The organism is Micromonospora sp. NPDC048040 (assembly GCF_055587185.1).
The window spans coordinates 19398-30654 of record NZ_JBVJGT010000069.1; the positions used below are offsets into that span (position 1 = coordinate 19398).

At 72.0% G+C, this 11257-nt stretch carries 8 protein-coding genes; 5 read left to right on the forward strand and 3 right to left on the reverse strand.

The annotated features are described in order from the left end of the window. Nucleotides 1–69 precede the first annotated feature (69 nt). Nucleotides 70–2409, reverse strand: coding sequence for a heavy metal translocating P-type ATPase (locus tag ACZ6O2_RS32800; protein ID WP_466025671.1), 2340 nt, complete (start codon nt 2407–2409; stop codon nt 70–72). A 188-nt stretch (nt 2410–2597) separates the two neighbouring features. On the opposite strand from ACZ6O2_RS32800, the gene ACZ6O2_RS32805 reads away from it, so the two are divergent. The 5 genes from ACZ6O2_RS32805 (at nt 2598) to fdhF (ending at nt 10176) form a co-directional block, all read left to right on the forward strand. Next, nucleotides 2598–3605 carry an Acg family FMN-binding oxidoreductase gene (locus ACZ6O2_RS32805; protein ID WP_466025672.1) on the forward strand — a complete coding sequence of 336 codons (1008 nt, stop codon included), beginning with the start codon at nt 2598–2600 and terminating at the stop codon, nt 3603–3605. An 89-nt stretch (nt 3606–3694) separates the two neighbouring features. Further along, nucleotides 3695–4354 (forward strand): cation-transporting P-type ATPase, encoded by a 660-nt coding sequence (locus tag ACZ6O2_RS32810; protein ID WP_466025673.1) that lies wholly within the window; start codon nt 3695–3697, stop codon nt 4352–4354. A 7-nt stretch (nt 4355–4361) separates the two neighbouring features. After that, nucleotides 4362–5558, forward strand: a complete 1197-nt coding sequence (locus ACZ6O2_RS32815) for a low temperature requirement protein A (RefSeq protein ID WP_466025674.1) — start codon at nt 4362–4364, stop codon at nt 5556–5558. A gap of 106 nt (nt 5559–5664) precedes the next feature. Further along, nucleotides 5665–7422: an NAD(P)H-dependent oxidoreductase subunit E gene (locus ACZ6O2_RS32820; protein WP_466025675.1), complete on the forward strand. Its 1758-nt coding sequence runs from the start codon at nt 5665–5667 to the stop codon at nt 7420–7422. Next, nucleotides 7423–10176, forward strand: coding sequence for a formate dehydrogenase subunit alpha (gene fdhF, locus ACZ6O2_RS32825; RefSeq protein WP_466025676.1), 2754 nt, complete (start codon nt 7423–7425; stop codon nt 10174–10176). Between the two features lie 139 nt (nt 10177–10315). Here the strand turns inward: fdhF and ACZ6O2_RS32830 are convergent, their stop codons facing one another. Together ACZ6O2_RS32830 and ACZ6O2_RS32835 are read right to left on the reverse strand one after the other, a co-directional pair. After that, nucleotides 10316–10654, reverse strand: a complete 339-nt coding sequence (locus ACZ6O2_RS32830; protein WP_466025677.1) for a DsrE/DsrF/TusD sulfur relay family protein — start codon at nt 10652–10654, stop codon at nt 10316–10318. Between the two features lie 91 nt (nt 10655–10745). Further along, nucleotides 10746–11257, reverse strand: a 512-nt coding sequence (locus tag ACZ6O2_RS32835; protein WP_466025678.1) for a hypothetical protein, incomplete at its 5' end; no start/stop codon positions are given.

Consider the following 11257-nt stretch of genomic DNA (forward strand, 5'->3'; position numbering starts at 1 on the left):
AGCCAATTGCTGTGCCGTCGGTATGGTTCGCATCTGAGGCGGAATGCGTACGCTGATTAGCGACGCCGGTCAACGTGGCGGTGTGTCGGCGGGGTTGAGGGAGAAGTAGTCCTCCTCTTCCTGCGCGAGGTGCAGGCGCAGCACGGCGTCCAGGCCGTACAGGGCGGCAAGCAGGTCGGAGACCTCATCACGGCGCAGCCGGCCGTCCTGGTGCTGGGCCAGGTGGCCGCCGATCCGGTCCACCAGGCGGCTGATCTCTACGTGGGCACGGCTCATCGTCGAGGTCGCCTCGTCGCTGCCAAGCGGGCCGGTCAGGGCCGGGTAGAGCTGCCGTTCCTCGGCCGCCTCGTGTGGCAGCACCTCGTCGACCAGCCGCCGGTGCACGTCCCGCAGGGCCGGTACGCACTCCGCCGCGTCCGGGCGGGTCGCCACCAGGTCGGCGGTGTCGCGCAGCCGGTCCAGCACGTCGCGTACCCCGCTGTGCTCTCCGGCGTACCGGTCGAGGAGGGCTCGGGTCTCCGGCGGGACGTCGCGGCGGCGCAGGCCACCGCCGAGCGCACGCAGCGCGTTGAGGATCACCAGCACGTCGATGCCCTCCTGGAGGAAGGCGCCGGCGACCGGGGGCAGCCCGCCGGCGGCGGCGACCACCATGGCGACGACTGCGAGAGCCATGCCGACGGTGGCGCTCTGCACCGCGATGCGGCGGGCGTACCGGGCGATCTCGACGGCGTCGGCGAGCCGGTCCAGCCGGTCCACGGTGAGCACCGCGTCGGCCACGTCGGCGGAGGCCCTCGCCCCGGTCGCGCCCATCGCCACCCCGACATGCGCCTCGGCGAGGGCCGGGGCGTCGTTGACCCCGTCGCCGACCATCACGGTGAGAGCGCGGCCCGACTCCGCCTTCACCCGCTCGACCTTCTCCCGGGGCGAGCACTGCGCCCAGACGTCGTCCACGCCGACTGTCTGCGCCACCTGCCGGGCCGTCCGCGGCCGGTCTCCGGTGACCATGACCAGGCGGTTCAGTCCGGCCTGGCGCAGCCGCCGCACGGTGCGCCGGGCGTCGGCGCGTACCGGGTCCTCGAGCAGGATCGCGCCGAGCGGCGCGCGGTCGCCGCTGACCCAGACGGTGGAGCGGCCGGCCAGCTCGGCGCGCTCCCGGGCCTGGTGGGCCCACTCGGGTGGTTCGCCGGTGAGCTGGCCGACTCGGACCAGCCGGCCGTCCACCCGGCCGGTAACCCCGCGCCCCGGTTCCTCGGTGACGTCGTTCGGCTCGGCCAGCGGCAGCCCCTGCTCGCGGGCCTGCCGGACCAGGGCGGCGGCAAGCACGTGCGGGGAGAGCTGCTCGACGGAGGCGGCAAGCCGCAGCACCTCGTCCCGGTCACCGCCGGGCGCAACCACCGTCTCGACGGCACGCGGGCGGCCAGCGGTGAGCGTGCCGGTCTTGTCCATCAGCAGCGTACGGGCCCGGCCCAGCAGCTCCAGCGACCCGCCGTCGCGGACCAGTACGCCGCGCCGGGCCACCCGGGACAGCCCGGAGACGATCGCGATCGGGGTGGCCAGCAACAGCGGGCAGGGGGTGGCCACCACCAGCACCGCCACCGCCCGCAGGAACTGGCCGGAGAGCAGCCAGGCGAGCCCCGCCAGCAGCAGGGTGAACGGCACGAACGCGGCCGCGTACCGGTCGGCGAGCCGAACCATCGGCGCCTTGTGCGCGGTGGCCTCCTCCGCGAGCCGGACGATGCCCGCGTACGTGCTCTCCGCCGCGCTCTTGCCGGCCCGCAGCCCGAACCCGGCGCCGGCGTTGACCACACCGCTGGCCACCTGCTCTCCCGCGCCCCGGGTGACCAGCTGCGACTCGCCGGTCACCACCGACTCGTCCAGGGTCGCGGCCTCCTCGACGGTCCCGTCCACCGGCACCACGTCGCCGGGGCCGACAACGAGCCGGTCTCCCACCGCCACCTGGTCCAGGGGCACCACCTCGATCCCGCCGTCCGGGGTACGCCGCCGCGCCTGCCGGGGCGCGCGTTCCAGCAACGCCCGCAGGTCACGGCTGGCCCGACGCTGCGCGTAGTCCTCCAGCGCCTGCCCGGTGGCCACCATCACCGCGATCACCGCGCCGGCCAGATACTCGCGGACCAGCAGCGCGCCGACCAGGGCCAGCACGGCGATCACGTCCACCCCGAACTGCCGGCGCCACAGCTGACGGAGCGTCGTCCCGACGGCGGGCACCAGCGCGACCAGGGTCACCGCCGCCCAGACCAGCTGGCCCGCCCCGCGCAGCCCGGCGAACCACAGCCCGGCGCCGAGTAGCACGGCCAGGGTGAGCAGGGTCAGCGGCGCCCATTGCCGCCAGTCCACCCGGCGCCCCGGCACCGGCCGCTCGGGTACGCACTCGCGCGGTTCCGCTCCCACCTGCGGATCGTCTCAGCGGCGCAGGTGGCAGGACAGGGCAACAGGGGTAATCGGGCGCGGGCCGAAGGGCCCGGACGCGCGGTCCCGCGCACCGTGCGACCGGCCGCTGCATGCCCGACCAGGAGCGGCAACGGCACCCGGACGCGGCCGGGGTGGGGCACGATGGGGAAAACGGAAAGGTCGTGACGATGAGCTACGAGACGTCGGCTACCGACCAGGCGCTGACCACCGCGCTAACCGAGGCTGCCGCGACGTCCGGTCGCGCCCCCTCGGTGCACAACACCCAGCCGTGGCGCTGGAAGGTCCTCCCCGACGCGCTGGAACTGCGAATGGCGCGCGATCCCCGGCTCGCCGCCACCGACCCGGAAAACCGGCTGGTGACATTGAGCTGCGGCGCCGCGCTGCACCACGCACGCGTCGCGCTGGCCGCCGAGGGCTGGACCGCGATGATGGAGCGAATGCCCGACCCGAACCAGCCGGAGCTCCTCGCCCGGCTCACCGGGTTCCGGCACACCGGGGCGGACCCGGACGCGCTGCGCCTCGTGCAGTGCATGCGGGTCCGGCACACCGACCGCCGGCCGGTCAGCGACGAGCCGGTGCCCGACGCGACGCTCGACGAGATCGCCAACGCGACCGGTGCGGAGGGCGCGCGGCTCCAGGTCCTCAGGTCCGATCAGGTGATGGAGCTGGCCGCCGCGGCGGCCCAGGCCGCGGTGGTCGCGGCAGCGGAGCCAGAGCTGCGCGAGGAGCTGGCGTACTGGACGAGTAGGGCCGGCACTGGCACCGGGCTGCCGCCCGAGGTGCTGCCGGAGCAGGCCCCGCAGACCACCGTGCCGGGCCGGGACTTCGGCCGTCCCGGCACCCTGCCGGTCGGCCCCGGGCACGACCGGGCGGCCGTCTACGGCATCCTGTGGAACACCGAGGACGAGCCGGACAGCTGGCTGCGCGCCGGTGAGGGGCTCTCCGCCGGATGGCTGACCGCCACCCGACTCGGGGTTTCCGTGGTGCCGCTCAGCGGCGTGGTGGAGGTGGAAGGCACCCGGCAGACCGTACGCGCGGTGCTGGCCGGGCTCGGCTTCCCGTACCTGGCGCTGCGGCTGGGCATCGCGGACCCGGCATACGCGGGGCAACCGCACACCCCGCGCCTGCCCACCGAGGAGATCGTCGACACCTCCACGGTACGCAGGGCCGCCTGACGGCTCGTTCCCGCCGCTCAGCCGGCGGCCATACGCAGCCCGGGGACGAAACGCGCGCCCCGCGCCTCGCCGTACGGCAGTCTGAGAGCATGGCACGGCAGCCACCACAGGAGGCGCGTGACAAACCCCTGCCGGCCGGACACGACCCGCAACAGCCGATCGACCAACTCCTCAAAGACCTGAGGACGAGCCTCGACGGGCTGTCAAACGCGGAAGCGAAGCAGCGCCTGGTCGAGTACGGGCCGAACGAGCTGCGCCGGCAGGGTGGCACCCGGTGGTGGCGGGATCTGATCCGGCAGCTGGTCCACCCGCTCGCGCTGGTGTTGTGGGTCGCCGCCGGCCTGGCCTGGATCGCCGGCACACCGGTACTGGCGGCGGCGATCGTGGTCGTCATCCTGATCAACGCCGTGTTCGCGTTCGACCAGGAGCGTCACGCCGAACACGCGGTCGAGGCGCTGACCCGGTACCTGCCCCAGCAGGCCAGCGTCCTGCGGGACCGGCGGCGGCAGCGGGTCGACGTACGGCAGCTGGTGCCCGGTGACGTGATATTCCTCGCCGAGGGTGAGCGGATCTCCGCCGACGCCCGGCTGCTGGACGGGTCGATCGAGGTAGACATATCGGCGCTGACCGGCGAGTCGCGCCGGTACGGCTGCTGCTGGCAGCCACCGACGCGCTGCGGTTCGGCCGGATCGATCGGGCCGTTCAGCGGGCGGTGGAGCAGCACCGGCTCGCCGGCCGGCGATAGGTGACAATACGATGCCTCACACCTTCGAGCGCTACCTGCGGGCTCCCGAGCATCCGCAGCAGGCGACCTTCCTGGAGCTCTTCTTCGACCTGGCGTTCATCTTCGCGTTCACCCGGATCTCGCGGCGCCTGGTCGACGACCTCGACCCGCTCAATGCCGCGCAGACGCTGGTGCTACTGCTCGCGCTCTTCTGGGTCTGGACCTTCACGGCGTGGTCGACCAATTTCTTCAACCCTGAGCGGGTCCAGATTCAGATGCTCGTCATCGGGAGCATGTTCGGCAGCGTCGTGCTGACGATCGCGGTGCCCGGCGCGTTCGAGGCGCGGGGGCTGCTGTTCGCGGGCATCTATCTGCTCATCCACGCCGGCCGCTCGCTCACCCTGCGGTACCTGCTGCGCGGTCACGAGCTGCAGCACGTCCCCTACCTGGTGCTGTCCTGGTTCGGCCTCTCCGCCATACCGTGGATCGTCGGCGCGTTCGCGCCGAGCCCGCTCCGCCTGGTGCTGTGGGCGCTAGCGATCGCCATCGACTACCTGGGCGGGATCCTGCTCTGGCCGGTGCCGAAACTCGGCCGGATGCTCGAGTCGCAGTGGGCGTTCGCCCCGGAGCATCTGGCCGAGCGGTACCGGCAGTTCTTCAACATCTCGCTGGGCGAAACGATCCTGATCCTCGGCGCCACCTTCATCGCCGACAAGGCGACGTTTCTCCGGACCGCCGCCCTGATAGTCGCCTTCGCCACCTCGGCACTGCTCTGGCGGATCTACTTCTACCATGCAGCGCACACGCTGGCCGACACCCTCAAATCGTCAAACCAACCGAACCGGCTCGGCCGGGCGGCGGCGAACGCCCACCTGATCATGGTGGCCGGGGTCGTCGTCACCTCGGTCGGCTACCGGGCCTTCGTCGACCAGCCGAACGGGCCCACGCCAATCTCGTGGCTCCTGGTCATCCTCGGCGGGCCGGCCCTGTTCCTCGCCGGTCGGGCCCGTTTCGAGTACACCGTGTACGCCGGGGTGTCCCCGACCCGGCCGATCGGGGTGTTCGTGCTGGCAGCTCTCCTGGCACCACTGCTCCTCGCGCCGCCGCTGGTGGCCGCCACCGCAGTGGTCGTCGTGCTGACCGGCATCGCGTGGGCCGACGCGCTGCGCGCTCGCCGTCGACCGCCGGCCCACCCCTCCCCGCCGCCCCATTACCGCCCAGCGAAGTAGACGACCCATCGTCGCCAATCTGGGCAAGGTGCCTATATAGCCGCGAGTCATGCCGAAGCCGACGTAGCTTTTGGTGCAGGGGCAGCGGTGCGCGGGAGATGGTGTGATGGGTGAGCCGCGGGAGGCGTTCGTCGAGCTGCAGGAGCGCTTGGGCCGGCCGGGCACGCGGATGCTGGATCGGCTTCGGCAGGCGCAAGCGCAGGACGGGCGGGTCGACGCCGACGACTTGGCGCGCGCCGCTGGCGAGTTCGGCTGGCCGGTGGCGGCCGTGACCGGTTCGGCGACCTACTACGCGGACTTCGCCGAGGGCCGGCGGGGCCGGCGGCACGTCCGGGTGTGTGAGGGGACCTCGTGCTTTGTGAGCAGCCAGGGCCAGCACATCGCACGGCTGGAGCAGGCGCTGGGCGTACGGCTGGGTGGATGCGCCGCGGACGGGTCGGTGTCGCTGCAGGGCGTTCGGTGCCTGGGCTACTGCTACGACTCGCCGGCCGTACTCGACGGGGAGCTACCAGCCAGTGGGGAGATGCTGGGCGGGTTGTTCGGTGACCCGCTGGCGGCGCAGCGGCGAACGAGGCCCGGTTGGGTCGAGCCGCTGAAGATGCGGGCGGCGCAGATACCGTACGCGAGCGCGGTCGATCAGCCGGTGGTGTTGGCCGGGCTGGTCGGTGGCGAGGAACCGTGGGCGGTATGGCCCAGCGTGGTAGCGGCCGGTTCACCAGAGAAAGTCATGTCCGAGATCGCCGCCTCGGGGCTGCGCGGGCGGGGCGGGGCCGGTTTCCCGGTGGCGAAGAAGTGGTCGATGACCGCGGGCGAACCCGGACCTCGGTATGTGGTGGGCAACGGTGACGAGGGTGATCCCGGTTCGTACGGGGATCGGCTGCTGATGGAACGGGATCCGCACCGGATCCTGGAGGGCCTGGCGCTGGCCGGTTTCGCGGTGGGCGCGCGGCACGGGCTGATCCTCGTGCGCTCGGAGTACCCGACGGCGGCGGAGCGGCTGCGCGCCGCGGTGACGCAGGCGCGGGCGGCCAGTCACCTGGGCGAGCGGGTGCACGGCTCGCCGGTCGAATTCGACGTGGAGATCGTGGTGGGCGCCGGCTCGTACGTCGCCGGGGAGGAGACCGCGCTGCTGCACGCCCTGGCCGGGCTACGGGCGGCGGTGCGGGCACGCCCACCGTACCCGACCAGCCACGGATTCCTGCGACGGCCAACAGCGGTCAACAACGTGGAGACCCTGGCGGCCGTACCGTGGATCGTCCGGCATGGTGGGGCGGCCTACGCCCGGCTGGGCCACCCGGACGAGCCCGGCACCAAGCTGGTCTGCCTCAGCCAGCGGTTCCGCCGGCCGGGGGTGTACGAGGTGGAATTCGGCGTGCCGCTGCGCCACCTCGTCGAGGATCTCGGCGGCGGGCTGCGGGAGCCGTACCAGTTACGGGCGGTGCAGGTCGGCGGTCCGCTTGGCGGTTTTCTCACCCCGGACCAGCTCGACCTGCCGCTGCTGACCAAACCCCTTACGGAGGCGGGCGCGGCGCTGGGACACGCCAGCCTCGTCGCGGTCGACTCGACCGTGCCGGCCGCCGCGATCCTGCGGCACGCCTGGGCGTTCGGGGCGGCGGAGAGCTGCGGAGCCTGCACACCCTGCCGGGTGGGCACCCGCCGCGGCCTCGAACTGGTCGAGCGGATCCGGGAACCCGCCCAGGCCGCGGGGGTTCTCGTCGACCACGAACCACTGCTCGAGGTGCTGAATGTGGCGAGCCTGTGCGCGTTCGGGCGCGGGGTCGCCTGCGCGGTACGCAGCCTGCTGCGGGCGTACGCGGGCGAGCTGCACCAGGCCGCAGCCCCGACCAGCAACGGGGGCGAGTAGATGCGGTTGTCCGTCGACAAACTCGGTGTCGAGGTGGCCGAAGGGGCGACCGTGCTGGACGCCGTACGGGCGGCCGGGGCGGTGGTGCCGACCCTCTGCTACGACGAGCGGCTCACCCCGCAGGGATCGTGCCGGGTATGCCTGGTCGGCGTCGGCGGGCGGGCGATGCCCGCGTGCACCACCCCCGCCGCGGACGGCATGGAGATACACACCGACGACACGGCCGCCCGCCGGTCGGCGCGGCTCGCCCTGGAGCTCCTCGTGTCCCAGCTGCCCGCGCGGGCGCTCGACATCCCCGCCGAGCGCAGCGAGCTGGTCCGCGCCTGCCAGCACTTCGGCCTCACCGCAATCCGCTTCGACGGTGCGACCCGGAACGCGGGCGTCGACCACTCCCACCCGTACGTGAAGCTCGACCGGGACCTGTGCATCGCCTGCAACCGGTGCGTACGCATGTGCGCCGAGGTGCAGGGCACGTTCGCGCTCTCCCTCGCCGGACGCGGGTTCGACACCGTCGTCGTGGCCGGCACCGGCGGGCCGTGGGTGTCCTCGCCGTGCGTGGCGTGCGGCGGCTGCGTCGACACCTGCCCGAGCGGGGCGCTGTCCGAGCCGGGGCTGGCCGACCCGCGTCCGATCAGCCGGACGACCACCACCACGTGCGGGTACTGCGGGGTGGGCTGCAGCCTGCGGGTGCACGTCCGCAACGGCTCCGTCGCTGCGATCACCCCCGTGCACGGCGCTCCGGTCAACCGCGGTCACGCCTGCGTCAAAGGCCGCTTCGCGCACGCCTTCACCCGGTCCCGAGACCGGCTGACCACCCCACTGATCCGCGACGGCGGCCGGGACTCGCCGCTGCGGCCCGCGTCCTGGCAGGAGGCCCTCACCGTCGCCGCGACCCGGCTAGCGGCCATCCGCGACCGCCACGGGCCCGACGCCATCGGCATGATCTCCTCCGCGCGGGCGACCAACGAGGAAAACTACCTCGCCCAGAAATTCGCCCGCACCGTGCTCGGCACCAACAACATCGACAACTGCTCCCGGCTGTGCCACGCCCCATCCGCGGTCGGCCTCGCCGCCGCATTCGGCTACGCCGGCGGCACCAACACCCTCGACGACCTCGACAACACCGACTGCATCCTCATCGCCGGCGCGAACCCCACCGAGGCTCACCCGGTCATCGGGGCCCGAATCAAACAACTGGTGCTGCGCGGCGCACGGCTCATCGTCATCGACCCCCGCCGCATCGACCTCGCCGAGATGGCCGACGTGCACGTCCAAGCCAGACCCGGATCCAACGTCGCGGTCTTCAACGGCATCGCCCGGGTGCTACTCGACGAGGGATACGCCGACCAGGACTTCCTCCGCACCCGGGCGAGTGGCCTCGCGGAACTCACCGCGCTGCTGGCCGGCTATCCGCCCGACCACGCGGCACGGCTCGCCGGCGTCACACCCGAGACGCTGGTCGCGGCGGCCCGCCTCTACGGGACAGCACGCCGCCCGGCGATCGTCTACGGCCTCGGCATCACCGAACACGCCCACGGCACCGACGGCGTACGCACCCTGTCCAACCTCGCCGTCCTCAAAGGCACGGTCGGCACCCCGGACTGCTGCGGCATCCTGTCCATGCGCGGACAGAACAACGTCCAAGGCGCCTCCGACATGGGCGCCCTGCCGGACATGCTCCCCGGCTACCAACGCGTCACCGACACGGGCGTCCGCGCCCGGTTCAACCGCGCCTGGCAGGCGGAGGTGCCCGCCCGGCCCGGGCTGCGCATCCTGGACATGTTCGCCTCAGCCATCGCCGGCCGCGTGCGCGCGATGTACATCATCGGCGAGGACATCGCGCAAACCGACCCGGACAGCGGCAACGTCCGCCGGGCACTGACCGCCTGCGACCTCGTCATCAACCACGACGTGTTCCTCTCCGCCACCGCCGAACACGCCGACGTGGTGTTCCCCGCGGTGCCCTTCCTCGAAAAAGACGGCACCTTCGTCAACTTCGACCGCCGCATCCAGCGGGTCCGCCGCGCGCTGGACCCACCCGGACAGGCCCGCAGCGACTTCGACATCCTGCACCTGCTCGCCCGCGCGATGGGCGCCGACCTCGGCTGCCCCAACCCCGCCGACGCGATGGCCGAATGCGCCACACTGACACCCACATTCGCCGGCATCTCACACACCCGACTCGACCGCGACGGGCCGCTGCACTGGCCCTGCCCCAGCACAGACCAACCCGGCGAGGGACGCCTCTACCTCGACTCGTTCGCCACCCCCGACGGCCGCGCCGCACTCGCCGCCCGGCCGTACCTGCCACCCGGCGAGCAACCCGACACCAGCTTCCCGTACACCCTGATCACCGGACGCCGGCTGGCGCACTACAACAGCGGATCCATGAGCCGCCGCACCCCCAACCACCAACTCCGCCCGCATGAGGTCCTCGACCTGCACCCCGACGACGCCGCCCGCCTCGGACTAGCCGACGGCGACCTCGTCGAAGTCACCAGCCGCCGGGCAACCATCACCTACCCCGTCCACCTGACCAACACAGTCGCCCCCGGCCAGATGTTCACCACCTTCAGCTTCCCCGACACCCCCACCAACGCCCTCACCTCCGACGCCAGCGACACCGAAACAGGCTGCCCCGAATACAAGATCACCGCGGTCTCCCTCAGCCCCGCCAGAGCCGGACGCCGAGCCGAGAGCCTCGCGGTCGTGCACGGCCAGCCGGCAAAGAATCCCGGACGAGGCCAGCAGTGAACGCGGCTATCTCAGTGCATAGGAACGCAGAATCAACGACAGTCGGGAGTGCTGCTCGCGCGTCGGCGGCTGCGGAGCCGAGCGTGCGAAGATCAGCCCCGGTCGGTTGCTCGGCTTACGTGAACCGCGCTATGGGGTGTCAGAACGTCACTACCTTGTCGGCCCACACCGTCCACTCGGCCAACTCGTCGAGGGTTGAGCGGCGCGCTGCCGCGATAAGCATGTCCTCGGTGATGCCTCGGGCATTCATGCAGGTGCCGCAGCAGGCGATGTCGGCGCCGTGGCGGGCGCAGGTCTCAATCATCCGATCCAGGTGGTAGTAACCTTCCGGCGGTCTCTGGTTCGCCATCACGCAACCGACCGCGTCGCCCATCAGGTAGATCCGTACCTGGCTGTCGTCCCGCTTCGCAAGGGCTACGGCCAGGCGCACTGCGTTGTAGCAACGCTCGGTGCCGTACGGCGGGTCATTGAGGATCAACAGGAGTCTGCTGCTGATGGCGATCCCTCCTCTCTTGCTGGATACACCACAGACGGGAGCCCGCTGCGGCACGCAACGGTGCGATCCGGGTTCAGCCGGGATGTTCCTCCACCCCGATGAAGCGCCCGTGCCAGCTGTGGTACCAGACCGCGCCCGAGGTGGCGTGGACCGACAGCATGCTGATGACCTGGTTACCGCGCATGGTGTGCAGCGTGTAGTAGCCGGGGAACGCGTCGGCCTCGCCGGCGTGCTCGCCCGGACGGTTGCCGCGCAGCCACTGGTCGGCGATACCACGCGCCTGGTCCGCGCTGACTGTGGCGGTTTGACCGCCGCCCGGAGCCGGGTGCATGCCGTAGCGGGTATTCCACATCATCGCTGGCCCCCACTCGTTCTGGACCGCGCCCGTCTGCGGGTCGACAAGCGTTTCGGTGGCGCGGTTGCCGGCCCGGTCGACCAGTTCGACGTAGTAGCCGTTGTCGAACTGCATCACCTCCTCGGCGTGCAGCCCCGAGTTCAGCAGGGCCAGGACCTGGTCGCGTTCGGCGGTGCTCAGTGCTTGCGGCGGCGGGGTACGGGGCAGCCACGGCCCGTGCCGCGGCCCGA